Origin of the sequence: Chryseobacterium indologenes, assembly GCA_016025055.1 — a bacterium.
In the GTDB taxonomy this organism is placed as follows: domain Bacteria; phylum Bacteroidota; class Bacteroidia; order Flavobacteriales; family Weeksellaceae; genus Chryseobacterium; species Chryseobacterium indologenes.
Genome location: CP065590.1, coordinates 2488322 through 2513714 on the forward strand (window position 1 = coordinate 2488322; position 25393 = coordinate 2513714).

General features: G+C 37.5%; 22 protein-coding genes and 2 pseudogenes. 1 reads left to right on the forward strand and 23 read right to left on the reverse strand.

Features of this window, described 5'->3' with window-relative positions; translation table 11 throughout:
- Positions 1-16: 16 nt before the first annotated feature.
- The 18 genes and pseudogenes from H3Z85_11355 to H3Z85_11440 all read right to left on the reverse strand — a co-directional run bounded on the left by H3Z85_11355 (position 17) and on the right by H3Z85_11440 (position 18588).
- Positions 17-2317: a GAF domain-containing protein gene (locus H3Z85_11355; GenBank protein ID QPQ50156.1), complete on the reverse strand. Its 2301-nt coding sequence runs from the start codon at positions 2315-2317 to the stop codon at positions 17-19.
- 311 nt (positions 2318-2628) lie between these two features.
- Positions 2629-4008 carry an NADH-quinone oxidoreductase subunit N gene (locus H3Z85_11360; GenBank protein ID QPQ50157.1) on the reverse strand — a complete coding sequence of 460 codons (1380 nt, stop codon included), beginning with the start codon at positions 4006-4008 and terminating at the stop codon, positions 2629-2631.
- A 154-nt stretch (positions 4009-4162) separates the two neighbouring features.
- Positions 4163-5656, reverse strand: coding sequence for an NADH-quinone oxidoreductase subunit M (locus H3Z85_11365; GenBank protein QPQ50158.1), 1494 nt, complete (start codon positions 5654-5656; stop codon positions 4163-4165).
- A 2-nt stretch (positions 5657-5658) separates the two neighbouring features.
- A pseudogene (nuoL, locus tag H3Z85_11370) lies at positions 5659-7573 on the reverse strand (NADH-quinone oxidoreductase subunit L).
- A gap of 2 nt (positions 7574-7575) precedes the next feature.
- Entirely contained in the window at positions 7576-7905 is a 330-nt protein-coding gene (gene nuoK / locus H3Z85_11375; protein ID QPQ50159.1) for an NADH-quinone oxidoreductase subunit NuoK, read from the reverse strand.
- A 4-nt stretch (positions 7906-7909) separates the two neighbouring features.
- Complete coding sequence (locus H3Z85_11380; protein ID QPQ50160.1) at positions 7910-8407, reverse strand: NADH-quinone oxidoreductase subunit J; 498 nt, start codon at positions 8405-8407, stop codon at positions 7910-7912.
- Positions 8407-8964: an NADH-quinone oxidoreductase subunit I gene (locus H3Z85_11385; protein ID QPQ50161.1), complete on the reverse strand. Its 558-nt coding sequence runs from the start codon at positions 8962-8964 to the stop codon at positions 8407-8409. The genes H3Z85_11380 and H3Z85_11385 overlap by 1 nt, the downstream gene beginning before the upstream one ends.
- Positions 8965-9087: 123 nt before the next feature.
- Entirely contained in the window at positions 9088-10152 is a 1065-nt protein-coding gene (gene nuoH / locus H3Z85_11390; GenBank protein ID QPQ50162.1) for an NADH-quinone oxidoreductase subunit NuoH, read from the reverse strand.
- A gap of 96 nt (positions 10153-10248) precedes the next feature.
- Entirely contained in the window at positions 10249-11247 is a 999-nt protein-coding gene (locus H3Z85_11395; protein QPQ50163.1) for a (2Fe-2S)-binding protein, read from the reverse strand.
- 41 nt (positions 11248-11288) lie between these two features.
- The gene (locus H3Z85_11400) at positions 11289-12161 is read right to left on the reverse strand and encodes a hypothetical protein (GenBank protein ID QPQ50164.1); all 873 of its coding nucleotides are present in this window, start codon (positions 12159-12161) and stop codon (positions 11289-11291) included.
- Between the two features lie 5 nt (positions 12162-12166).
- On the reverse strand, positions 12167-13525 hold the full coding sequence (gene nuoF / locus H3Z85_11405) for an NADH-quinone oxidoreductase subunit NuoF (GenBank protein ID QPQ50165.1): 1359 nt from the start codon (positions 13523-13525) through the stop codon (positions 12167-12169).
- A 102-nt stretch (positions 13526-13627) separates the two neighbouring features.
- On the reverse strand, positions 13628-14137 hold the full coding sequence (locus tag H3Z85_11410) for an NAD(P)H-dependent oxidoreductase subunit E (protein QPQ50166.1): 510 nt from the start codon (positions 14135-14137) through the stop codon (positions 13628-13630).
- 126 nt (positions 14138-14263) lie between these two features.
- Positions 14264-15487: an NADH dehydrogenase (quinone) subunit D gene (gene nuoD, locus H3Z85_11415; GenBank protein QPQ50167.1), complete on the reverse strand. Its 1224-nt coding sequence runs from the start codon at positions 15485-15487 to the stop codon at positions 14264-14266.
- A gap of 75 nt (positions 15488-15562) precedes the next feature.
- The gene (locus H3Z85_11420; protein ID QPQ50168.1) at positions 15563-16057 is read right to left on the reverse strand and encodes an NADH-quinone oxidoreductase subunit C; all 495 of its coding nucleotides are present in this window, start codon (positions 16055-16057) and stop codon (positions 15563-15565) included.
- 6 nt (positions 16058-16063) lie between these two features.
- Complete coding sequence (locus H3Z85_11425) at positions 16064-16624, reverse strand: NADH-quinone oxidoreductase subunit B (protein QPQ50169.1); 561 nt, start codon at positions 16622-16624, stop codon at positions 16064-16066.
- A 101-nt stretch (positions 16625-16725) separates the two neighbouring features.
- Complete coding sequence (locus tag H3Z85_11430) at positions 16726-17097, reverse strand: NADH-quinone oxidoreductase subunit A (GenBank protein ID QPQ50170.1); 372 nt, start codon at positions 17095-17097, stop codon at positions 16726-16728.
- A gap of 122 nt (positions 17098-17219) precedes the next feature.
- Entirely contained in the window at positions 17220-17396 is a 177-nt protein-coding gene (locus H3Z85_11435) for a hypothetical protein (GenBank protein QPQ50171.1), read from the reverse strand.
- 53 nt (positions 17397-17449) lie between these two features.
- Positions 17450-18588: pseudogene (locus H3Z85_11440) on the reverse strand (GNAT family N-acetyltransferase).
- A 104-nt stretch (positions 18589-18692) separates the two neighbouring features.
- Here H3Z85_11440 and H3Z85_11445 point away from each other — a divergent pair.
- Complete coding sequence (locus tag H3Z85_11445; GenBank protein QPQ50172.1) at positions 18693-19403, forward strand: zinc metallopeptidase; 711 nt, start codon at positions 18693-18695, stop codon at positions 19401-19403.
- Here the strand turns inward: H3Z85_11445 and H3Z85_11450 are convergent.
- From H3Z85_11450 to H3Z85_11470, 5 genes are all read right to left on the reverse strand, one after another.
- Positions 19400-20002: a YigZ family protein gene (locus H3Z85_11450; protein ID QPQ50173.1), complete on the reverse strand. Its 603-nt coding sequence runs from the start codon at positions 20000-20002 to the stop codon at positions 19400-19402. The genes H3Z85_11445 and H3Z85_11450 overlap by 4 nt on opposite strands.
- A 489-nt stretch (positions 20003-20491) precedes the next feature.
- The gene (gene ribD / locus H3Z85_11455) at positions 20492-21526 is read right to left on the reverse strand and encodes a bifunctional diaminohydroxyphosphoribosylaminopyrimidine deaminase/5-amino-6-(5-phosphoribosylamino)uracil reductase RibD (GenBank protein QPQ50174.1); all 1035 of its coding nucleotides are present in this window, start codon (positions 21524-21526) and stop codon (positions 20492-20494) included.
- Between the two features lie 63 nt (positions 21527-21589).
- Positions 21590-23389: a DUF349 domain-containing protein gene (locus H3Z85_11460; protein ID QPQ50175.1), complete on the reverse strand. Its 1800-nt coding sequence runs from the start codon at positions 23387-23389 to the stop codon at positions 21590-21592.
- 83 nt (positions 23390-23472) lie between these two features.
- A complete protein-coding gene (locus H3Z85_11465) occupies positions 23473-24201 on the reverse strand; it encodes a shikimate dehydrogenase (GenBank protein ID QPQ50176.1) in 729 nt (242 codons plus the stop codon).
- Positions 24202-24263: 62 nt separating this feature from the next.
- Complete coding sequence (locus tag H3Z85_11470) at positions 24264-25376, reverse strand: endonuclease (protein QPQ50177.1); 1113 nt, start codon at positions 25374-25376, stop codon at positions 24264-24266.
- Positions 25377-25393 lie beyond the last annotated feature (17 nt).

Consider the following 25393-nt stretch of genomic DNA (forward strand, 5'->3'; position numbering starts at 1 on the left):
TTTTTGTTATGTTCGCCTATACCAATGAAACCCTCAACGCCAGCAGGCCTGTGATTCCCTGGAGATCTTCCACTTTAAGGAATTCTACATCATGCTGCAGAATTTCTTTCTTTTGCAGTTTGGATATATATTCCAGGTATTCTTTCTGATTTTCCATTCCAAAATAGACAATGGTGATTTTTCCCGGGGCGGTTATTCTTTCCGATGAATTTTTGACGTGGGCTTTATCCAGACGCTTTTTGATGATTTCGTAGTAAGAATTGTAGGCGCCGTCTACGTCAAAGCGCTTTTCATCCATTCTGAAGCGGATGTCAATTTTTTCATTATAGACGAAAATCAATGAGGCAATATCGAGCTCAATGGGAAGCGTTTTTTTAAAAGTCTGAAATTCCCTTTCTATTTTACAAATGGTTTTCAGCTGCCAGTATCTCAATCTGTGAACGACTTTTGCCGTATAATGGAGATCCGGAGCAATGGTAGAACCGATATAGAGGTTGTGTTCCACTCCGTCGGATTTAAACCTTTCATAATAATGTGGAAAGACCTGTTGTGCCTTTACCTGGCTTTCATCCAGAATATCTGCGAGTTTTCTATTGACAAGAGTAATGGAATCATCCAGTTTTTTCCTGTGATTGTAAAATAAATTCGTTTGGGCCAGGAGCTGTGAAAAATAGTCTTTAATCTTTAGTTTTACTTCCTTTGACGTTCTTACTTCCAGTTTTCCCTGTAAGAAAGGGTGTATTTCTTCCCGTAATAATCTTTGAAAACGTTGTTCTGTATCAGCTTTGATTTCGTGATTGAGTTCGCTTTCAAAAATATCAAGCGCCAGGATGAATTTTTCGGAATCCGAATTTGTCAGGGTGAAAATATCTTTCAGAGCTTCAATTTGCTGATTCAGGTCTTCAAGCATCAGGTTGAAACGTTTTTCTGAAGAAGAACGGATGTCTGAGACCCCGAATAACGGAGTAAGGTTTCTAAAGGAAATCTGTTTTAAAGTATACATTTTTTTCCCCAGTGAAGCTGTAAAGTATCTTTCAGCCTCGTTTCTGAACTTCCATACAACACTGTCGTGGATGGTTGTGTATTCACGTTGGATAATGGCTTCAATCTGATAATTTTTCTCAAAATAAAATCTACTGAGAGAAAACAACACCATATCAGTGAAAAATTCCATCTTTTTAAGCTTTAAACCATTGAAGCTGCCTGCCAGAGGGGAGGTAAACTCCATAATGGCAAGAAGTTCATTATCTTTCATGATGGGAATCACCATGAAGCTGTTGATATTATTATCTTTTAAAATACTGAAAGAGGGCAGCTGTTTTACATTTTCATCCAGTTTGTTCACATTGCTGACGACAATTGGCTTTGAATTATTGCTTAAGTTTTCAAAGGTGTTTTTACGTGTTTCTTCATCAAATGTATTAATCCAGAAATCAAGAATATGATTGGTTAAAAGACTTTCGTAGATCGGAAGTTTATCAAGTTTCTGTTCCTTTTTATTGAAGGTCATAATCCCGAAATTCAGATCAGCAACATCAAAATAGGATTTGAAAATTTCTGTCAGATTCTCATTGGGATTTAAATTTTCAGGATCGATTTCTATCATACTGGACTTCAGGTCGGATAAAGCTACTTCTGAGGTACAGTCTACCAGCGAAATAATGGTAAACCCTCTCAATATCCAGGATTGGGAAGGAAAGTACTTTTTCCACAATTTAAAATCATCGAGATTTTCCAACAGCATATCCAGAATGTCATCAGAAGGTATTCTGGCATTTTCGGTAGGGATTATTTCTGTGAAGTCTGAGTTTACAGTTATTTTATAATGCTTCATGATTCCCTGCTGATTAGGGATATCATAATAAAACGGGATTGTGCTTCTGATATCCTTTTTGAAATAGCTCTGGAGAATCAGGCAACAGCAGAATACATAGAATTCGTTATCCGTAATGTTTCTGAGTTCTATTTCAAAATCTTTTCCGGCATCTTTAAGGATGTTTTTAAATCGTTGCGTATAATTGAACGTGATATTTGAAAGAGGGATGCTGGCTGCCTTTATTTCATTATGGGTAAGGCCAGTCGGAAAAAGATCAGCAAGAAGTAATCTGATAAGATCTGCATTTTTTTCGAGAATGCTTATATCCTGGAAGCCTTCTTTGAGTTCTTTAAAGTTCCTGGTGCTTTCAATCAGCGATTCGGCATAGTTGACCCTGTATTCCATTCGGTCATTATAACGGATGTGTTCCAGGACATCCAAATATTTTTTGAATGATATGAAAACCTGAAAGGGAGAGTCTTTTTTGTAGAGATTAGCCAAAAGCTGAAATTTGAAAGTAAAGTTATGAAAAATACTCTACTTACAAATTTATTTTTCGCTGGGTAAAAATGATCTTTTTTTTGTTTTATTATTCTTTATTGAGGAAAAAATTGAAAAAGAATAAGGTATTCTGCGGATGTTCATTCTCTTTCTGTAAAAATTTCCATGTAAGTATATTTTCCTTTACAATTTTAAAAAATTTACCCCGGAAAACTGAATGAACATTGGTAATGAATACAGCTTTTTAAAGGACCACAAAAAAACCTTCCAGTGAACTGAAAGGTTTTTAATATGAATTATTATACTATTATTTACAGTCCGAACATGCTTGCAAAGAAATCCGGGAAGACTCCTAAAATAATAATCAATGCAATTACGGCTACAGCAACAATATTATAAGTAAGGGTTACTTTTTCAGATGATTTGAATGTTGATTCTTTAAAGAAGAACATTGCGATGATCAATCTTAAATAATAAGCAATCGATAGGGCAGACCCTAATACGGCTACCAATACAAGGAAAGCGGCACCATTCATTGCCTGGGAGAATAAAGCAAATTTTCCCATGAAACCGGCTGTCAACGGAACTCCTGCCATAGAAAGCATAGAGATTGTAGCCACCGTTGCCAATAAAGGTTCTGTTTTTGCCAATCCTTTGAAAGCTCCGAAAGAAGTTTCTCTTTTTAATTTCTCTACCCAGATCAGACACATGAAAACTCCAACTGTAGATAAAGAATAGGCGAATAAATAGAATGCTAAGTTATACGTAGAAAGACTTGTCATTCCGAAGAATACCAATCCGATGTACCCGGCGTGAGATACTGAAGAGTAAGCCAACATTCTTTTTGCATTCGTCTGAGCAAGACCCATAACGTTTGCTAATAATAAAGTAATGATTAAGAATACTCCCAAAACATTGATCCATTCGTGTGTTACTCCTGCAAAACCGATCGTCATCAATCTGAACAGGGCGAAGAATCCTGAAATCTTAACCACACTCGCCATAAAAGCAGTGATCAGTGAAGGAGATCCTGAATATACATCCGGGCTCCACATGTGGAAAGGCGCCAGCGCTACTTTGAATGCCAATGCACAAAGGATCAATAATACCCCAAGGATAAACATCACGTTCGTAGCGTTTGCTACGCCAAAATCATGGATTTTATATAAATCAAAACTTCCGGCACTTCCGTAGATAAATGCAATACCGAACAATAAGAAACCTGTCGCGAATGCACCCATTAAGAAATATTTGATGGAAGCTTCATTTGATCTCAGATCAGTTTTGTTGGCTCCGGCCATTACATATAACGGAATGGAAAGAATTTCTACACCTAAGAACATAGTAACTAGGTTCTGGTATCCGAAAAGAACAATTCCTCCACATAATGCAAATAGCATCAAAGCGTATAATTCCGATTGGTGGCTTCTGTGGTTGCTGAAAGCAAAACCTCCAAGGAAGAATAACAATAAGGTTGTTACAATGGATATTTTGGTAAACAATGCAGCATTGGCACTGTATTCATACATATGTTTGTAATGATCGAAAAACGAGCATTCAGGCATGAAACTTACATACAATGCAATGATTAAACCCAAAATCCCAATGTATCTTGCGAATTTTCCTTGTTCAAAAACTCCCGAAAATAACGCAATAACTGCCGTTAGGAAAACAATAATTAAAACACTCATAATATAGATTTGAGATGTGAGATTTTAATTGAAAGAATAAAATTGAAAATGTGAATAATACCCGTAAATCGGTTCTTAAACTCTTTGTTCTTTTCTCTTTATTCTTGCCTTTTTTTAATCTCTTATTTTTTTAATTTTTAAATCTTTTAATTTTTTAGTTAGCCATCGCCGTGTAGATAAACTTCACTGAACTACCTATCATATCGATTACCGGTTGAGGGAAAATACCCAGTAAAATCACAAAAACCGCTAAGCTTGCCAATACAGAAAATTCTACCCCTGATAAATCTTTTGCTGTACTTAACACGGCTGCATCACCTTCTCCAAACATTGCTTTTCCATAGAATCTCAATAAGTACACCGCACAAAGAATTACCGTAAGACCAGCAATTACAGCTGCTGTCCCGTTAAAATCATACACAGATTTCAATAGAATAAATTCTCCGATGAACCCATTAGTTAATGGAACTCCCATGGAACCTAATATAATGATCAGGAATAGCACGGCAAACTTAGGAGCAACTTTCGCCAATCCCCCCATTTGTCTGATGTCTCTTGATTTAAATCTCTTATATAAAATATCACAACAGTAGAATAAACCTACCACGTTGATACCGTGAGCGAAGGTCTGTACCAAAGCTCCTTCAGCACCTTCCACATTGAAACTTCCTCTTAAAGTAACTACCGCAGAAGCGAAGATACCTGCCACCATCAAGCCTACGTGAGAGAAAGATGAATACGCGATGATTCTCTTCATATCCGTCTGGATGATCGCGATCAAAGCTCCGTGAACAATTCCCACGATCGCAAGGATGATTACAATCTGTCCTGAAATTCCTGCAATCGGAAGCGGAGTAATAGGAAGTAAATAACGCATTACCCCATAGACCGCCATTTTAAGCATGATTCCGGATAACAACATCGATCCCTGAGTAGGAGAGTAGGTATAGGTATCAGGCTGCCAGGTATGGAAAGGGAATACCGGTAATTTCACTGCAAAAGCAAAGAAAATGAACCAGAATACCACAGTCTGTTGTGTTTCGTTCAGTTGTGCATTGTATAGATCCGTTAAAGCGAATGATGCAGAGTGGTTGTACACATAGATCAATCCGGCTAACATAAATAAAGATCCCACGAATGTATATACGAAGAACTTCGTAGTAAATTCAAACCTTTTATTCTCTTGTCCCCAAAGTCCGGCAATAAACCAAATTGGAATCAAAGTGACTTCCCAGAAAATGTAGAACAATAATCCGTCTAAAGAAGTAAATACTCCCACAAGACCGAATTGCATCAACAGAATCAATCCGTAGAATGTATTTCTGTAGTTTACACTTTCGTTGAAAGAAGATAAAATAATGATTGGCGCCAGAATGTTGGTCAGCAATAAAAGAAGCATACTCATCCCATCGATACCGAAGTGAAGAGAGCTCTTCATGAATTGCGACCAAGGGTAATTGATCTCGTGCTGCAGTACGCTGTCTACCGTCGGAGTAAAATCAAAATCCGAAAGGATGTAAAACGTAAGGAGCATTTGTACCAATGCAATTCCCAGTGCCAAATATTTGCTGGAATTATTCTTCCAGGCAAAAACTAATCCCGAACCTACTAGAGGTAATAGTAATAATGTTAATAATAAACAAGACATTATTATTGTAATAAAAAGTTAACAATTAATATAATTCCCACAGCTAAAGACATGATAAGAATATACGTCTCTACATTTCCGTTTTGTACGCGCTTCATAGCTTTTCCGCTATCTTCAGCACCATCACCTACAAAGTTTACAAAACGATCCAAGATACCCTTATCAAACATTTTTCCTCCCGCGTCCTAATCCTTCAACAGTTTTTACAATCAATGCGTTGTAAAGCTCGTCAACATATAATTTTTTAGCAGAAAGCTTTTCCCATCCGGTATAGTTTTCTTCTGCAACAGCCATCTTCTTCTTGTTTACATAGGTATTTCTTACGATAAACCATACAGAGAAGAACATAATTACTGTCGCTGCCAATAAGATCATTTCAGTATTGAAATCTACTCCTGAAAGAGTAGCTTCCATCTGGCTGTAGCTTTGTTCCGTAAGAACTGGCTTTAGCCATTCCATCAGTTTGGCATAATGTCCGTGGCCGATGAAGTGTGGCAGGTTAATGAAACCTCCGATTACAGAAAGGATAGCCAATACGATCAATGGTAATGTCATATTAGACGGGCTTTCGTGTAAGTGATGCTTTTGCTCTTCAGTACCTCTGAATTCTCCGTGGAAAGTCAGGTAGTATAATCTGAACATATACGTGGCAGTCATTGCCGCTAAAACAAATAAGATTACCCAATAAATTGGATTTTTAGCGAAAGCTGCTACTAAAATTTCGTCTTTAGAGATCATCCCTGATAATAAAGGGAAACCCGAGATGGCTAATGTTCCGATCAGGAAGGTAGCGTGAGTAAGAGGAATATATTTTTTAAGACCTCCCATGAAACGCATATCCTGCTCGTTGCTCATAGCGTGGATTACAGAACCTGCTCCTAAGAATAATAAAGCTTTAAAGAAAGCGTGTGTCATTACGTGGAACATTGCTGTTGTATAAGCACCAAGACCTAAAGCGATGAACATAAATCCAAGCTGTGAAACGGTAGAGTATGCCAATACTTTTTTGATGTCGTTCTGACGCAGTGCATAGAATCCTGCTAAAGCTGCCGTTAAGAATCCGATGAATAAAATTCCTCCCTGTACAGTTGGAGCTAAAGTAAATAAGAAGTTAGATCTTACTACTAAATAGATCCCCGCCGTTACCATCGTTGCTGCGTGAATTAATGCAGAAACAGGAGTTGGCCCGGCCATCGCATCCGGTAACCATGTATATAATGGAACCTGAGCCGATTTACCGGTAGCACCGATGAATAAACTCGCTGTGATAAAGATAATCACTGTTCCGTCTAATTCAAATTTTGAAGCATTTTCTGCTACTGAAAGGTAGTCTACAGCGTTTGTCTGAGCCGCAATCATGAAGATCCCGATCAACAATGCCAGGTCACCAATTCTGTTCATGATGAAAGCTTTTCTTGCTGCTTTACCGTATTCTTCATTCGTATACCAGAATCCGATCAACAGGTAAGAACAAAGACCTACACCTTCCCATCCGATGAATAGGATAAGATAGTTGCTTCCCATCACTAAAAGTAACATTGAGAAGATGAAAAGATTCAGGTAAGTAAAGAACTTATAGAATCCTTTATCATGACTCATATATCCGATAGAGTATAAGTGGATCAGTGAACCGATACCCGTGATGATCATCACCATCATCAAAGACAGCTGATCGATCTGGAATCCAAAATTGATCTGAACTCCGTTTACTCTAAACCATTCAAAAGCTTTTACGATTACAGGCTGGCTTTCAGAATTGAAATTCATGAAAAGACTTACAGCAATACAGAATGATCCGAAAACCATTGCTGTAGCCAAAGAACCAACTACTATTTTTGGAAGATTTTTTCCGAATAAACCGTTTATAAGAAACCCTAAAAGTGGTAAAAGTACTATTGCATATACTAGATTCTCCATTCTTATCCTCTTAATTTATTAAATATACTCACATCTACAGAACGGGTATTTCTATACAGCATAGCAATAATTGCCAAACCTACCGCCACTTCCGCGGCAGCAACCACCATAATGAAGAAAACTAAAAGTTGTCCGTCGCCGTTGCCTTTGTACGCTGAAAAAGCTGCCAACAAAAGGTTTACAGAATTAAGCATAAGCTCTACACAGCCCAGAATCACAATAGCATTTTTTCTAAGCAAAACTCCCATCACTCCTAAACTGAACAATACAGAACAAAGGATGATGAAGTAATTCAAAGGGATGCTTTGTATAAATGTATTTACTTCTCCCATAATTTTATAAATCTTTTTTACCGATTAATACCGCGCCTACAATACCTGCTAAAATCAGGATAGAAGCAAGCTCAAACGGTAAAACATATTCATTAAACAAAAGTCTACCCAGGTTCTTCGTAAGACCAACTCCTCTGTCTACATTCTCAACAACGATATGGTTTTGCTGAACTCCTCTGAATACTCCCAACACTCCTACCAAAAGAAGACCTGCCGTAAAAACTCCAACAAATTTTAAAGTATTGTTCTTTTTACTTTCGTCTGCTTTATTAAGGTTAAGCATCATTAAGATATAAAGGAAAAGTACCATGATGGCACCTGCGTACACTATAATCTGGATAATTGCCAGGAACTGAGCATTCAGAAGAATGTACATTCCTGCAATTGAAAACATCGTAACAATCAATGACAAAATAGCATAGAGAGGATTTCTGGCAAATACGAAGTATACTGCACTTGCTACTGCTAAAAACGCCACCAAGAAAAATAAAAACTGATCCATTATTTTACCGCATTTTTTTGTTTCTCGGATTGTCTTGTCGTGATGTCAATCCTTTCATTTATTTTTTCAACTAATTTATCTTTTCCGTAAATGAAAGAACCTCTGTTGGTTTCTACGTCTACCAGTCTGTCGGTAAGGTAGATGGCAGATTTAGGGCAAGCTTCTTCACACATTCCGCAGAAAATACATCTTAGCATATTGATTTCATATACTGAAGCATACTTTTCTTCTCTGTAAAGATCTTTTTCCTCTTTAGTTCTTTCAGCAGCAGTCATGGTGATGGCTTCTGCAGGACAAGCTACCGCACAAAGTCCGCAAGCGGTACATCTTTCTCTGCCTTGCTCGTCTCTTTTCAAGACGTGCTGGCCTCTCCAGATAGTCGTTCTTGGCTTCTGTACTTCCGGATACGAATATACTGCGGGAGCACCCTTTATCACGGTTCTTACAGCATGCTTAAATGTAATCCCCATCCCTGTAAAGATCGCAGGAAGATAGATTTTTTCAGCAAGGGTCATTTCTTTGTTGGAAACAACTTTTGATCTGTTAGTTAATTTCATTTAATTATAGATATTAGATGTTAGACACCAGATTTTAGACTAATCTTGTCTGTTATCTTAATTTTTAATATTCAATATTCACACAAACCTAACAGGTTTTTAAAACCAGTTAGGTTCGATAATTTAATTTCCAAACGCTAGAATTACAGCTCCTGTAATCAATAGGTTTACCAATGCCATCGGGATCAAAGTTTTCCATCCTAAGTGCATCAGCTGGTCATATCTGAATCTTGGAAGCGTCCATCTGATCCACATGAAGATCAGAATTCCGATTACCGTTTTCGTTAAGAATGCTACGATACTCAAGATCCCTGCAGTGTTCTCGCCCCAGTTCTGAGTTACCCATTCAATACCAGGATAGTTATATCCTCCGAAGAAAAGAACCACCATGAAAGCATTAGAGATAAACATGTTCACGTATTCCCCGAACATATATAACCCTAACTTCATGGAAGAGTATTCTGTAGAATATCCTGTTACCAATTCAGATTCACACTCAGGTAAATCGAACGGGTGTCTGTTCGTTTCAGCTAAAGCCGCTACAAAGAATACAAGGAAAGCGATTGGCTGGTAGAAAATATTCCAGTTCATCCCTGAAACCCAAGGAATGATTCCCCAAAGTTTACCGTGAGTCTGGTTTTCAGTAATTACTTTTAAATCTAAACTTCCTGCCATCATGATGATAGAAAGAAGTGCCAATCCCATTGCCAATTCATAAGAAATCATCTGAGAAGAAGCACGGATAGCACCTAATAATGAATATTTGTTGTTCGAAGCCCAACCTCCGATCATGATTCCGTACACCCCGATTGAAGCCATTCCGATGATAAATAGTACACCAACGTCAATGTTGGCAACCTGAAGATCAAAAGAAGTACCTGCAATATTTAAACTTTTACCCCAAGGAATAACTGCTCCCGTGATCAATGAAATAAACATTACTAAAGCCGGTCCCAATACGAAAAGGAATTTTTCAGCATTGGCAGGTGTAAAGTCTTCCTTGAAGAAGAATTTACCACCGTCAGCTAGAGGCTGCAGTAATCCGAAAGGTCCGGCTCTGTTCGGACCGATTCTATCCTGCATGATAGAGGCAACTTTTCTTTCTGCCCAGGTAGAGTAGGCTGCAATCGTTAACGAAAGCAGGAAAAGTGCTAGTACAAGTATAAGTTTAAATGTAAGTAAATCCATTTTTGTTTTAAAGATTTTTAGATGTGAGATGTCAGATACTAGATAGAAGGTTAAGTCTGATGTCTTGTGTCTGAAATCTAATTGTCTTTATTAAAATTATTTTTCGTCTTTTTCACTGATTTCTTTAGCCATTGGATTGTCTAAGACTCTTAGCTCATCTTTAGGCTTTTCGTAGTGATTCAATGAAATTACAGAATGTCTGTCGATGTGTCTAGGATCTTCGATGTTCCAGTCTGATAATGCTTTTCTTTCGAAACGGCATGTATCACAGATGAATTCTTCCACTTCACCCCATTGGTCTTTTCTTGCAGTAACTCTTACAATTTCGTCACCTTTCATCCATACTACAGCTTTTCCGGAACACTTATCGCATTTGCAAGTAGCATTCATTGGTTTTGTAAACCATACTCTGCTTGCAAAACGGGAAGTTCTGTCTGTTAATGCTCCTACAGGACAAACGTCGATAACGTTTCCGATGAAGTCGTTATCTAAAGCTTTATTTAAATAGGTTGAAATCTCAGCGTGATCTCCTCTGAAAAGAATACCATGCTCTCTTTCACCTGTTAACTGGTTAGCTGCCAATACACATCTTGCACAAAGAATACAACGGTTCATGTTCAGCTTGATGTGTGGCCCAAGATCATCGGCTTCGTACGTATTTCTTTCGAATTCTGTTCTTGTTTCAAGATTTCCATGCTCATATCCAAGATCCTGAAGGTGGCATTCACCTGCCTGGTCACAAACCGGACAGTCAAGAGGGTGGTTCACCAATAAGAATTCAGTAACGGCTTTTCTTCCTTCCTGAGCTTTCTCAGAAGTAAGGTTTTTAACCTCCATACCGTCCATTACATTCGTTCTGCAACTTGCTACCAATTTCGGCATAGGACGAGGGTCTGCTTCAGATCCTTTAGAAACTTCTACCAGACATGTTCTGCATCTTCCTCCGCTGGTTTCCAATTTGCTATAGTAGCACATAGCCGGAGGTACAGATTTTCCACCGATTTGTCTTGCCGCTTCCAGAATAGAAGTACCGGGCATAACTTCGGTAGTCTGGCCGTCTATGGTTATTTTGAATTTTTTAACTTCTTCGCTCATATTGTATGCTTTAAGCTTTATGCGTTAAGCAATAGGCTTTGTTATTTATATTTCTTTGTATTAAATGTATATCCAATTCCTGCAAGGACCTGTCCGAAAACGAAATCCTGTTGGGCTTTGTCCGGCTTGTTATTCAAAGTGGTTTTAATATCCCACATATTGATGTAGCCTGCTTTTCCTTCTAATCTTACCATGACGTGATTCCAAAGGACAAGGTTGAGACTGGCTCTTACGTCAGTTCCAAGACCTGCAACATGGAAACGGTCACTTCTTTCATTTCCAAAAAGTTTCACATTACTTTTCGGGAACATAAATCCGACACCGGCACCATAAGACCAGACCAAATCAACATTTTTTTTATTGATCAGACTCTGGTATCTTTCAAGACCTAAGTTTTCATAATTAAGTCCGTCTGTATGTTCAAAAGTAAGGAACTTCTCATCTGCCAGGTTTACCTGACCATTTTGTACCATGGCTGCATATTCAGGATCTGAAATATGTCCTTTAAAGTTAACAGTCTGATTTTGGTCCATCACATATTTCATGTGGTCGATCCCTAAAACAAGCGCTAAATTATCCTTAATAAAATATCCTAATCTGAAATTATACTGTGTTACTGTAAACCAACTTGGATCAAAATAAACAATTCCAAATTTTGTAGGTCTGTCCTGGGCAGTCACATTATTCAGCTGGAAGTCATACCCATTTCCTTTGAAATGGATGTCAGAATTGCTATACGCTGCTCTGTTCCATCCGTAAAAAACGAACATCTGTCCTTTTTTGCTTAAAGGCTCTGGTTTTTTATAAACAGGAGTTTTAAACAAATCTGCATTATTTTCTGCTACTAAAGAATCTTTTTTTTGTCCGAAAACAAAACTCGACATCATTAAGCCGACCACCAATAATTTTTTCATTTCAATTAAGCGTTCTTTTCAACAGCCGGGATAGGATCTGCATAATGCGCTAATCCGTAATTTTGAGTTTGAGATAACTCGGGGTTTTTCACGTGCCACTCAAATTCATCTCTGAAGTGACGGATGGCTGCTGCGACCGGCCAAGCTGCTGCATCACCCAATGGGCAAATGGTATTTCCTTCGATTTTTCTCTGGATATCCCAAAGAAGATCGATATCTTCCATTTTTCCTTCTCCTTTTTCAATTTTTTTCAGGATTTTGTACATCCATCCTGTACCTTCACGGCAAGGTGTACATTGTCCGCAACTTTCGTGGTTGTAGAATCTTGCCAATGTCATGGTGTGATCTACAATACACTGGTCTTCATCTAAAACAATGAAACCTCCTGAACCCATCATTGTTCCGGTAGCGAAACCACCGTCAGCTAATGATTCATAGTTCATATATCTCGGCTCTCCGTTCACTGTTCTCAACAATAAGTTTGCTGGAACAATTGGAACAGAACTTCCTCCTGGAATACAGGCCTTTAATCTTTTTCCGTCTTTAATACCTCCACAGTATTCATCAGAGTAGATGAATTCTTCTACCGTGATGGTCATATCGATTTCGTAGACACCCGGTTTGTTGATGTTTCCACAAGCAGAAATCAATTTCGTACCTGTAGATCTACCGACACCGATTTTAGCATACTCAGCACCAGTAATATCAATGATTGGAACGATTGCCGCGATAGACTCAACGTTGTTTACTACCGTTGGTCTTTCCCAAAGACCTTTTACAGCCGGGAATGGTGGTTTTAATCTTGGGTTACCTCTTTTTCCTTCAAGGGATTCAAGCAATGCAGTTTCTTCACCGCAGATGTATGCTCCACCACCTCTTTGTACGTAGATTTCAAGATCGAAACCTGTTCCTAAAATATTTTTACCTAAAAATCCTGCTGCCTTAGCTTCTTCAATGGCTTCTTCAAGGATATCCGGAATCCATGAATATTCTCCACGGATGTAGATATAAGAAGTGTTGGAACCTAAACAGTAAGATGAAATCAGCATTCCTTCGATCAACAGGTGAGGAAGAAATTCCATCAGATATCTGTCCTTGAATGTTCCGGGTTCAGATTCATCCGCATTGACTACAAGGTGTCTTGGAACACCTTCAGGTTTTGCCAAAAAGCTCCATTTCATCCCTGTCGGGAATCCAGCTCCACCACGACCTCTTAATCCTGAAGTTTTTACTTCTTCCAGGATTTCGTCAGGAGTCATTTTCAAGGCTTTTTCAGCTGCTGTGTAACCTCCCTGTTTACGGTATGTTTCAAAGTAGCGGATACCTTCTATATGTGCGTCTTTAAGTAAAAGTTTTTTACTCATTGTTTATTATGCTTTTCGCTATCGGCTTTGGGCTTCTAGCTTTTATAATTATTAAAAAAATTAACTGAGTTTACATCCAAAATTCGGGATCCAAAATCTTTATTAGTCTAAAGCAACCTGTCCCTGTCTGCAAAGTTCAAGGATTTCGTCTACTTTTTCTATTGTTAAATTTTCATGAAAGAACTTTCCAAGCTGCATCATGGGTGCATAACCACACGCTCCAAGACATTCAGCAGGCTTTAAGGTGAACATACCGTCTTCAGTAGTTTCTCCGTCCTTAATGTTCAGTTTTGTTCTGATATGGTCAAGGATTTTTTCGCTTCCACAAACCATACAAGGTCCGGTTCTGCAAACTTCCAGAACATATTTACCTACCGGCTTCATATTGAACATGGTATAGAAAGTAGCCACTTCATATACTTCAATCGGTTTGATACTTAATAGTCCGGCAACATAATCCATCACAGGAACATCTAACCATCCTCCGAATTCTTTCTGCGCCAAGTGAAGTACGGGAAGAAGAGCAGATTTCTGTCTTCCTTCAGGATATCTTGCGATAATTTTGTGTACCTGTGCTAAACTTTCCGGTTTAAAAGCTATTGTTTCGCTCATTTTTTTATATAGATTAAAGAACAAAGAACCAAGAAAAAAGACTTTTTGATTCGTGATCTAAATTCATTTTTATTTAATTTGAAGAAAGTCTTTATTCTTTCCTCTTTTATCTTTTTGTCTGTTATATTATGCGTCTAATTCTCCCGCAATAATATTCATACTACACATCGTTACAATGGCATCCGAAATTACAGAACCTGTAATCATTTCAGGATATGCCTGATAGTAGATGAAACATGGTCTTCTGAAGTGAAGTCTGTAAGGGCTTCTTCCTCCGTCACTCACAAGATAGAAACCTAATTCTCCGTTTCCACCTTCTACAGCATGGTAAACTTCTCCTTTAGGTACATCAGTTTCTCCCATTACAATTTTGAAGTGGTAGATCAAAGCTTCCATTTTCTGATATACATCTGCTTTTTCAGGAAGATAGAAATCAGGAACATCCGCGTGGAATGGCCCTTCAGGAAGGTTTTCGTATGCTTGTTTGATAATTTTAATAGATTCCCAGATTTCCTGTTGACGAACCATGAAACGGTCGTAAGTATCTCCTGAAGTTCCTACAGGAATAATGAAGTCGAAATCCTGGTATGAAGAATAAGGTTGTGCAACTCTCACATCATAATCTACACCTGCTGCACGTAAGTTTGGACCTGTAAACCCGTAGCTTAATGCTCTTTCTGCTGAAATAGCTCCTGTACCGATGGTTCTGTCCATGAAAATTCTGTTTCTTTCTAATAGGGTACAGAATTCTTTGAATCTTGGTGGGAAAGTCTTTAAAAAGTCTTTCAATAACTCATGGAACTTAGGAGTGAAATCTCTTTCAAATCCTCCGATTCTTCCCATGTTAGTCGTCATTCTTGCTCCACAGATCTGCTCATACATATCATAAATACGTTCTCTTTCAATGAACATGTAAGTAAGACCAGTAATCGCTCCTGAGTCCATTCCGGTTACCCCGTTACAGATCAGGTGGTCACCGATTCTCGCTAGTTCCATTAAGATAACACGCATATAGTCTACACGTTTTGGAACTTGAACGCCAATCAGCTTTTCTACTGTCATGTGCCAACCTAAATTGTTGATCGGTGCAGAACAGTAATTCATACGGTCAGTAAGGGTAGTGATCTGAGAATAATTTCTTCTTTCAGAAATTTTCTCAAATGCTCTGTGGATATATCCTACCGTTTGCTCAGCATGAAGGATTCTTTCTCCATCCATCGTTAAGACGTTCTGGAAGATTCCGTGAGTAGCAGGGTGGGTAGGTCCTAGATTCAGGGTATACAATTGCCCGTCAATCTGTTCCTTGCTTTCGTACTGGTTAAGTATATTGGATAATGAGTTATCTTTCATAATTTAAATGCTTTAGGCTATAGGCTTTAGGCTTTAAGCGTATGGCTTGCTGCTTTCTGCTTATTGCATTATTTTTTATCTTCCGAACATATTATCATCCTTGTCGGTTCTTGTACCGTCTTCAAGTCGATATTCTTTCAACATTGGGTGGTATCCGAGATCTTCCATATTTAAAATAGGTCTGAGATCCGGGTGTCCCTTGAATTTAATCCCGTAAAAGTCATAAGTCTCTCTTTCCATCCAATTGGCACCGGCATATAATTCAACGAGAGAATCCACTTCAATATTTTCTCTGGACATAAAGATTTTCAGACGTAATCTGAAATTGGCCATCATATTATGTAAATGATATACAACACCAATCTCCTTGTCCGGGAATTCCGGGTAATGAATACCGCAGATATCTGTAAGGAAATTAAATTCCAGTGATGAGTCCTTAAGATAGTGGATGATCTTTTTGATATCTTCTTTCTTTACTTCAATGGTCAGCATCCCATAAGGTTCTGAACTTGAAATAACAGATTCCGGAAATTCTCTTGTGATTGCTTCTAATACAAATTCGTTTGTCATTTCCGTTTAGTTGCTTATGTTGTAAGAATCTAATAGTTTCTGATACTCAGGCATATCTCTTCTTCTGATGCTTTCGCTTTCTGCAAGAGCTTGTACCTGCATTACCCCTTCAATGATCTGTTCAGGTCTTGGAGGGCATCCCGGAACATAGACGTCTACAGGAATGATTTTATCAATCCCCTGAAGTACGGAATACGTATCAAAAATACCACCACTGGAAGCACATGCTCCTACAGCTACTACCCATTTAGGTTCAGCCATCTGGGTGTATACTTCTTTTAGGACCGGACCTAGTTTCTTTGATATAGTTCCGCAAACCATCAGCATATCTGCTTGTCTTGGGGAGAAAGAGTTTCTTTCCATACCAAATCTTGATGCATCATAGGTAGGGTTCAGGGTAGCCATGAACTCAATACCACAACAAGAAGTAGCAAATGGCAATGGCCAAAGTGAAAACTTTCTTGCCATTCCGATTACACTGCTCAGTTTTGTTGCGAAAAACCCTTCTCCTTCATATCCTTCGGGAGCAGGTGCATCTGTTCTTATTACTGGTTTTTTATCTGACATTTTTAGTAAATATTTAAAGATTAAAATATTTAAAGATTAAAAAAAATAAGATCTTGGAAATCTTTAAACTACTTAAATACATTCAATCTTTTAATTAAAATTTATTTATCCCAATCGAGCGCACCACGTTTCCAGACATAGAAAAATGCCATGAAGAAAATGGCTACGAATGTAAGCACTGCCAGGAATCCTTCCATTCCGAATTCTCTGAAGTTTACAGCGTAGGGATAAAAAAATACGATTTCAATATCGAATAGTACGAACAATACCGCAGTCAGGAAGTACTTGATAGAAAACGGTGTTCTTGCATTTCCTTCAACAGGAACTCCACATTCCCAGCTTTGGTTTTTTACAGAGTTTCCTTTTTTCTGCTGTGGCCCCAAGAAATGTGCCCCAAGCAAAGAAACCGCTACAAATCCTACTGCTACACCAGCCTGGATAAGGATTGGAATATAACTTTCAGGTAAATTCATTTTTGCATTATTATCTCAATTTGCAAATTTAGCGAATAAACAAGAAAGCATGAAATTTATCAGCTTAAAAGTAGGCTGAAAATAAGGAAAACCGATAATTTAGAATCAATAAAAATAACAGGTTATTTCTTCATTTTTTTAAGAAGAGAGTAGGCCATAAATGCAATATATCCAAAGAGTATACTGGCAAAAAGGATGTTGATTACGGTATTCGTTTTATCATCCTGAGATTGGAAAAAGAAGTTGTAAACAATGAATCCGGTAATTAAAATGGCGAAAATGACAAGCTGTGGTTTCATGAGGTGAACGTGTTTGAGGTGAATAGAGTTTTAGAGAGAAAACATGATGCTATTTATTCATCATTTTGATTGATTTCCATGGAGTAGGTCCTTCTTCTCTTGTGATTCACAGGGTTATAATCTTGCCATAAAAGCTGGATGCTTTTGTTTTCTTCCAGTTCCGGGTTGGTTTCAAGGAACTTTACGCCTTTTTTCTGAAAATATCCCAGATTTCTTTGAAAATAATAGAGGTAACCCCTCTTCTTTGGTAATCGGGATGAATACCGATCAGATAAAAGTTTGCCCTGTCGTTTTTCTTCCCTGCCTGTAAAAAATGCCACCAGCCAAACGGGAGTAATTTTCCGCCGGATTTTTGTAAAGCTTTTGAATAGGAAGGCATTGTGATGGCGAATGAGATCAGATTATTGTTTTCATCCGCAATACACACGATAAAATCTTTATCGATGAGTTTGAAGTATTTTTCCTTGTACGTTTTTCTCTGCTCATCAGAAATAGGAGTGTAAGTGGATAGATGTTTATAAGTTTCATCCAATAAATCAAACATCGGATCTACATATTGAATGATCTCCTCTTTGTTTTTAAATCGTAAAACCTTGAGCTTATATTTTTCAGAAATTAACTGATTAAATTTGTGGATTTTTTCAGGTAAGGTCTCCGGGAAAATAATTTCAAATTCTACCCATTCCTTTTCTTTCACCAGTCCGAGTTTTTCCAGGTGTTTTGGGTAGTATTCGTGATTATAGATCCCAATCATTGTAGCCAGCTGGTCAAAGCCTTTAATGAGCATACCTGCTTTATCAAGATTAGTAAAGCCCATAGGCCCTTCAATAGTCCGGATGCTTTTTTCTTTAGCATAATCAATGGCTTTCTGGATTAATGCTTTTGAAACTTCATCATCATCTATAAAATCAATCCATCCGAAACGTACTTTCCGGATCCCTAATTCTTTTTCTTCTTTATGGTTGATAATAACAGCAATACGCCCTACAATCTTATCATTTTTATACGCCAAATACTGTTTCGCTTCAGAATATTGAAGGGCGGGATTTTCATCAGCATTCCATATATTTATTTCATCATTGATAAAAGATGGAACAAAGTATGGATTATTTTTGTACAGATCCATAGGGAATCTTACGAATTGCTTCAGCTGACCGGCCGTTTTTACTTCAATAATTGAAACTGTAGACATGTTCTTAAAGGTAAATTTGAGGACAAATATAAATAATAATATGGTATACTTTGGCACAGTTTTTATTTCATTATGGGTAAAAATGAACACAAAATCTATATAAAATGGCGGGTTATTATATCATTATTGGAATTTCAATGCTGGTGAGCTGGTGGGTTTCATCGAGATTGAAATCGAAATTTGAATACTATTCCAACGTACATCTCCGAAATGGACTTTCGGGCAAAGAAGTAGCGGAAAAAATGTTGAGAGATAACGGGATCAATGATGTTCAGGTAATATCAGTTCTCGGACAGTTGACGGACCACTATAATCCGGCAGATAAAACAGTAAACCTTTCGGAAGGAGTTTATATGCAGAGAAATGCAGCTGCTGCAGCTGTGGCAGCGCACGAATGCGGACATGCAGTGCAACATGCTGTAGGATATTCTATGCTGAACCTTCGCTCTAAACTCGTTCCTATTGTTAATATTAGCTCTAATCTGATGCAGTTTGTTCTTATTGCAGGTATTGCGGTAATGGCAGCGTCCAGAAGTATTGAAAATCCAAATGGAAATACAACGGTTTTGGCCATTGGCGTTGCCATGTTTGCGGTAACCACTCTTTTTGCATTTGTAACATTACCTGTGGAGTATGATGCAAGCAATAGGGCTATGAAATGGCTTAAGGATACCGGAACTGTAACTGCTGAAGAATTTGTAGGCGTACAGGATAGTTTGAAATGGGCTGCCAGAACGTATGTGGTAGCAGCTTTAGGGTCTTTGGCTCAACTTCTTTATTGGGGCTCATTGCTCCTCGGAGGAAGAAGGGATTAATCTTTAAATTCAAATGAAACATATTGCATCTCGGAGAGTTTTTCCGAGATGTTTTCTTTTTGTACCAGTTTTAGGGAGGCAGTGAGAGTACAATTTTCATTGGCGTCAAACTTGAGGACCTTCGCATCAAATTTAGATAATAAAGTGAATATTGTATTTTGTTGATTGAAGTTAAACTGTATTTCGATTTCAGTTTCCAGTTCCCGTGTAATGATATGGGCTTCTTCAAGAGTGATTTTGGCAGACTCTTTATATGCTTTTACCAGGCCGGAGACCCCTAATTTGGTTCCTCCGTAATAACGTACGGAAATAACTAAAACATTGGTGATCTCGTTAGCCAATAATTGATTGTATATTGGTAGACCTGCACTTCCGGAAGGCTCGCCATCGTCATTGGCTCTATAGTTTTCCCCATTTAGCCCTATTCGGAATGCATAACAGTGATGGGTTGCTTTAGGATGTTCTTCCCGCACCTTTTCCAGCGCATTTTTCAATTCACTTTCATTGTTTACGGGGTAAGCAAATCCGATGAACTTGCTGCCTTTTTCTTTTAAAAGAGTATTTTCTATGGGTTTTTCTATGGTTTTGTATTCAAACATTTCCTACTGCTGTTGATCCTGCAAATTTAAACTTTAGAATTTAGTATTGAACTACATTAAATAAAAAAGAGCACCGAAGTGCTCTGTTATTAAACGCAAATTGATTTAAAATCTCCCTCTAACCAAGGTGGTGGACAACTCATATCATAAGGTTTTGGGCAACATTGTGCCTGTAAACTTGGTGGATAGAAAGTACAGCACGTAGCTGGAGTAACTAATCCCCCACCAATGATCCTTCTCAAGTTTTGTCTTGTGATTCTCTTTTTGTTTTTCATGGGTTTTAATTTATGTCTAGCTAATATATGTAAAATATTTCATTGCCAGGTGATAGAGCATGGATAATTTTATAAAATATTCACTGGTTTTAAAAATATCCTATATAATATGATGATTTAGCTTTTTTTTTTGTAATAAAATAAAAGTTGAAATAATGATTTGAAAATAAAGGTAGCTTTGTCTTTATGATTAATTATGTTGATAAGAAGATATCTATATTATGTATTGTCTCCGGTAGTAGGTGATTATGTTGTCTCTGTACTCTTGCTTTTTATAGGGAATATAATTAAATTCCGGAGCTTTAGTTCCGTTTTCTAATATTAATCCTTCATTTTTAATGACGATGGCTTCGTCCCAAAGATCAGCATCAATAAATTGTTGAAGAGTAAAGCGCCCGCCTTCGATGATCACAGATTGTATTTGTTCTTTGTATAAGGCATTCATCAGATCCGGTAAAAAGTTTTCCTTATCAATTGTAATGAACTGAATATATTCTTGAGTCTCTTCCTTTACAGAATTAAAAATTAATGTTCTGGCTTCTTTGTTATAGAGTGAAAAATGTTCCGGAACTTTTAAATCAAAATCAATTAAAATCCTGACAGGATTTATACCTTCTACATTTCTGACCGTTAAACCCGGGTTGTCATTCAATGCGGTTTGAGTGCCTACCAAAATGGCATGTTCATCAGCTCTTACCTGATGTACAAATTGATTCACTAAAGAATTCGAAATGGCAGCAGGCTTGAAATCTCGATCTAAAAATCCGTCACCGGATTCTGCCCATTTCAAAATGATATAAGGTCTTTTCTTTTCGTGGAAGGTAAAAAATCTCTTGTTGAGTTCAATGCATTCGTTTTCCAGAATTCCTGAAATGACTTCTATACCGGCTTCCTGAATAATCTTTTTTCCTTTTCCGTTAACCTTATCATGAGAATCCATGGCACCAATAACAACTTTTTTAAAACCTAATTCTTTTATTTTTAAAGCACAAGGAGGTGTTTTGCCATAATGGGCACAAGGTTCCAATGAAACGTAAATCGTAGATTCAGGGATGAGTTCTTTATTTTTTACAGAATTGATAGCGTTGATCTCAGCATGATTTTCTCCGGCTTTATGGTGATAACCTTCACCGATGATTTTTCCATCGTGAACAATTACACTTCCCACAAGAGGGTTGGGGTACGTTCTTCCCAGGGCTTTTTGAGCCAGCTCAATACATCTTTTAATATATAATTCGTCGTTGTTCATGTTTGTAAAAAGAAAAAGCGAAGACAAATTGCTTTGCTCCGCCTTTATTTATTTTGTTAAGAATTAATCTCCTGTAATAATATTATGAAGATTTTGCTTTAATGTTTCCAAATGAGCTTTTTTCTCATCAATCGTATTGTAAGTGTCTTTCAATAAAGGATTTTCTCTTGATGGCTTGTTAAAGAAGGAAAGGTTATTTTCCAGTTTAACGATTTCACCTTCAAGATCTGAAATCTGGTTTTTAATCTTTCTTGCCTTATCGGTAAGCTGATTTTCAGATAGACCTTCTTCTTTAAGTTCGAGTTCGTTGATTTTATTGATCTTTAATTTTTCTCTTAACGTCTTATTAAATTCAGAGTTGATTGCGATCTTATCTCTCGGAACTTTTCCTATATTGTTCCACGAAGTTTTAATCTGTTCGATTTTTTCGATACTTCCTTCTTCGTTGGTTACCATTTTCAATTCATCAAGAAGTGCCTTTTTGTTTTTGTAATTCTCCTTCCAGTTATCTGTAGAAGTATTGCTTTTCTCTCTGTAATTGTTGAAGAACGCATTACAAGCATCACGGAATTCGTCCCAGATCTTATTGGTCATGCTCTTTGGAACGTGGCCTATTTTTTTCCAGTCTTCCTGAAGTTTTTTGAATAGCGGAACCGCGATATCCCATTCTTCATTGTTCATATTGTCCTGAGCAGTCTGGATAAGTTTTAATTTTTCTTCCAGGTTAGCCTGCTGAGAACCTTTTAACGATTTGTAATAGTTGTTCTTCGTGGTATTGAAGCCTCGGAGTGTTGTTTTAAAATCATTCCAGTTTTGGTTGGAAAGTTTTCTCGGTACACTTCCGGTTTTTAAGAAATCAGAACGAAGGTCTTCCACTCTTTTGATAGCATTTTGCCAATAGTTGTGGTTTGGGGTTTCAGAAGGTTCTGAAAGCTTTTTGATCTCCGCAATGATCTGGTTTTTCTTTTCCAGATTGGCACTTTGTTCCTGTTCAATCACGGCAGAAAGTTCAGATTTTCTTTCGTGAATTTTATTGGAAATTTCTTTAAACTCTTCCCATGTTTTTTCACGGAATTCTTCTGCAACAGGCTCTGCCTCTTCTTTCCAAAGTTTGTGAAGATATTGCAGCTCATTGAGCGCCTTCTGAATCACCGGTTCGTTTTCCAGTTCCTGGGCACGAGCGATAATGTGCTGTCTTTTTTCTAAGTTGTGGCTGTATTCCTGCTCTAAAAATTCTTTGTTAAGATCCAGCATTTGATAAAACTGATTCAAATGGTGGAAATAGTTATTATTAAGAATTTTAAATTCAGATTTGGCTACCTGTCCTGCTTTTGACCATTCTTCTTTGATCTCACGAATCGATTTGAAAAGATTGATTCCCGGCTCAGAGCTGGTGTATAGATTTTTTAGTCTTTCAATGATATTCTGGCGATGTTCAAGATTTTTCTTCTGCTCTTCTTCCTGGCCTTTCTGGAAATCATCATGCTTTTCCCTGAAAATATTCACTAATGCTGAATATTTAGCCTGGGAAGGGTGTTCGTAACTGAAATTTTCCGGAGCATTCCCTGCGTCCACGTATTCGTGTTTCTTATCTTCCACTTCATCATGGATGTAATGACTTGCTTTCTCTTTCAAAAGGCTGAATCTTCTGAAATTCTCGCCTGCGTTGGGAGTGTTAATGATTTTTTCCATTTCCTTTAAAGCATCTGCTAAAGAAATTTCAACATCATCATGTTCTTCTGCATGTTCATTTTCATCATCATGGTGATTGGCATCAGGAGACGTAATGTTTTCTGATGATTCTTGTGGTACTTCGTTAGGATTCTTTTCTTCGTTTTCAGAAAGATTGTTTTCTGTAATCATAGCAAATCTTTTATGTGAGTGGCGTTAATATCCTTCAAATATAGCTGTAAAGCCAATTAAAGCACTAATTTATGTTATTTTTTTTAAAAATTCCAAATTTCCCAAGCTTTTTCTGCTTGTTGTTCAAGCATATAATAACCGTTTACGGTTTTTGCTCCTTTCTCTGAGGCTTTGATGATGAACTGGGTGTAGTTGGGGTTGTAGATCAGGTCGATCACCAAATGATCGGCGGAGAGTCCTTCGAAAGGAAAACTCAGGCAGTCTTCCACATTAGGGAAAGTTCCGACGGGAGTGCATTGGATGATGATTTTGTGATTCTCAACTGTCGTTTTATCAAGATTTTCAAAATTAATTTCTGTACTTCTTGAAATTGTTTTGGAGGGGATATTATGCTTGTCAAGAATGTATTTTACCGCTTTGGCAGCACCTCCGTTTCCGAGGATCAATGCTTTATCCTGAAGTTCTTTTTTATGGAGAAGAAGAGTTTTTTCAAAACCGAATGCATCAGTATTGTATCCCGTTTTTTTACCATTTTTAATTAAAACACAGTTTACGGCTCCAATTGTTTCGGCTTCGTCACTGAGTTCATCAAGGTAATCAATGATTTTTTCCTTGTAGGGAATGGTCACATTAAAACCTAAAAGTCCCGGCGAAGAAAAAAGATCTTCTACTTCATTAATTTCGCTCAGGTCAAAAATATCATAGGAAAAGTCCTTAAGCATAAGCTTTTGAAACTTGTTTTCGAAGAATTTTTTAGAAAAAGAATAGGAAATATTCCTGCCTATCAGTCCTAATTTTTTGTTAGAATCCATATGATCAAAAATAAAAAAAAGACCGGACAAATCCGGCCTTTAGTTTGAAATATTTTTATTAATTATTCCACGATAAATTTTGTAGAGAAATTATCTGTTTTTAAGATGTATGTTCCTTTTACGAAACCTTTAAAATGGATTTTATTTGAATTTTTGAAAGGCTGGGCAAAAGTTTCAATCAGTTTCCCTGAAAGGTCATAGATCTCAGCTTTTGAAATTTTGTTTAGATTTTCGCCTTTTACAAACAGTTCATTGTTTTTTACGGGGTTAGGGTAGATGGAGAGCTCAATATTTTTTACGGTATTACTTTCATCAATAGAAAGAACAGACCCCCAAATCATGTTGATCCACTCAGGGTGATCAATAAACGGATTTCTGTTCCCCTGCCTTGCGTAGATTGCATTGTTTCTGTCTATCTCTCTCTGTGAAACCGGATCCTGAGAAGACCACTTTAGCATAAGGCTAAGGTACCATTGCTGTAAGCCTCTGTCTACAGTTCCATCTAGAGGGCTTGATGCATTTTGAAACTGGCTGAAAGAGGCAAGCTTATCCTGATATCTTGTTACAAAATATAACTGCATTCTTGCGATATCTCCTTTAAATGCATCAATAGGTTCAAAAATAACCCCGCTGTATCCTGGATAATTACAAGTTCCGATTTTACTTCCGTTAGTAAAAGTCATTGTAGGTGAAGCTGTTTCACCATAAGGATAGCTTCCTCTTTTACTGTTTACATAATAATCTGTAGGAATTACAAAATGTGCATCATTTGCCATCGGGATTGCATTTTGTCCTCCGAAGTAAGTTTTGGGAAGAGAATGTTCTCTGTTGTAGCAGAACCCTTCGTTATTTTGATTTTGACTTCCACACTGATTTCCACCAGAAGAAGACGGTCCTATTACAAATTCGTAAGCATCAGGCCCGGCTGGTTTTTCGGAATACATATCAAGCAAGGTCCCATTATTCTCGTAATATTTGTCAACATCTGATGTTGCATAAGTCGTCCATAATGCACTATATCCCAAATCTGACGAAGCTTTAATGATTTGATGAAGTTTTGTTTTTAAAGTATATCCGGTTAATCCTGCTGTGCCGTCATAATAGTTAGCGGGAGCCTGGGCCAAAGCGGAAACAAATGTTGCGCTTGACAGAAAAAAAGATAAAATTCGTTTCATTTTTTTTAAATTGGGGC

Bases quoted from the DNA above. Each gene is read 5' to 3' on its own strand.
- H3Z85_11360 (QPQ50157.1), bottom strand. From the start codon at position 4,008: ATGAGTGTTTTAATTATTGTTTTCCTAACGGCAGTTATTGCGTTATTT.
- H3Z85_11365 (QPQ50158.1), bottom strand. From the start codon at position 5,656: ATGTCTTGTTTATTATTAACATTATTACTATTACCTCTAGTAGGTTCG.
- nuoK (QPQ50159.1), bottom strand. From the start codon at position 7,905: ATGGGAGAAGTAAATACATTTATACAAAGCATCCCTTTGAATTACTTC.
- H3Z85_11380 (QPQ50160.1), bottom strand. From the start codon at position 8,407: ATGGATCAGTTTTTATTTTTCTTGGTGGCGTTTTTAGCAGTAGCAAGT.
- H3Z85_11385 (QPQ50161.1), bottom strand. From the start codon at position 8,964: ATGAAATTAACTAACAGATCAAAAGTTGTTTCCAACAAAGAAATGACC.
- nuoH (QPQ50162.1), bottom strand. From the start codon at position 10,152: ATGGATTTACTTACATTTAAACTTATACTTGTACTAGCACTTTTCCTG.
- H3Z85_11395 (QPQ50163.1), bottom strand. From the start codon at position 11,247: ATGAGCGAAGAAGTTAAAAAATTCAAAATAACCATAGACGGCCAGACT.
- H3Z85_11400 (QPQ50164.1), bottom strand. From the start codon at position 12,161: ATGAAAAAATTATTGGTGGTCGGCTTAATGATGTCGAGTTTTGTTTTC.
- nuoF (QPQ50165.1), bottom strand. From the start codon at position 13,525: ATGAGTAAAAAACTTTTACTTAAAGACGCACATATAGAAGGTATCCGC.
- H3Z85_11410 (QPQ50166.1), bottom strand. From the start codon at position 14,137: ATGAGCGAAACAATAGCTTTTAAACCGGAAAGTTTAGCACAGGTACAC.
- nuoD (QPQ50167.1), bottom strand. From the start codon at position 15,487: ATGAAAGATAACTCATTATCCAATATACTTAACCAGTACGAAAGCAAG.
- H3Z85_11420 (QPQ50168.1), bottom strand. From the start codon at position 16,057: ATGACAAACGAATTTGTATTAGAAGCAATCACAAGAGAATTTCCGGAA.
- H3Z85_11425 (QPQ50169.1), bottom strand. From the start codon at position 16,624: ATGTCAGATAAAAAACCAGTAATAAGAACAGATGCACCTGCTCCCGAA.
- H3Z85_11430 (QPQ50170.1), bottom strand. From the start codon at position 17,097: ATGAATTTACCTGAAAGTTATATTCCAATCCTTATCCAGGCTGGTGTA.
- H3Z85_11435 (QPQ50171.1), bottom strand. From the start codon at position 17,396: ATGAAACCACAGCTTGTCATTTTCGCCATTTTAATTACCGGATTCATT.
- H3Z85_11445 (QPQ50172.1), top strand. From the start codon at position 18,693: ATGGCGGGTTATTATATCATTATTGGAATTTCAATGCTGGTGAGCTGG.
- H3Z85_11450 (QPQ50173.1), bottom strand. From the start codon at position 20,002: ATGTTTGAATACAAAACCATAGAAAAACCCATAGAAAATACTCTTTTA.
- ribD (QPQ50174.1), bottom strand. From the start codon at position 21,526: ATGAACAACGACGAATTATATATTAAAAGATGTATTGAGCTGGCTCAA.
- H3Z85_11460 (QPQ50175.1), bottom strand. From the start codon at position 23,389: ATGATTACAGAAAACAATCTTTCTGAAAACGAAGAAAAGAATCCTAAC.
- H3Z85_11465 (QPQ50176.1), bottom strand. From the start codon at position 24,201: ATGGATTCTAACAAAAAATTAGGACTGATAGGCAGGAATATTTCCTAT.
- H3Z85_11470 (QPQ50177.1), bottom strand. From the start codon at position 25,376: ATGAAACGAATTTTATCTTTTTTTCTGTCAAGCGCAACATTTGTTTCC.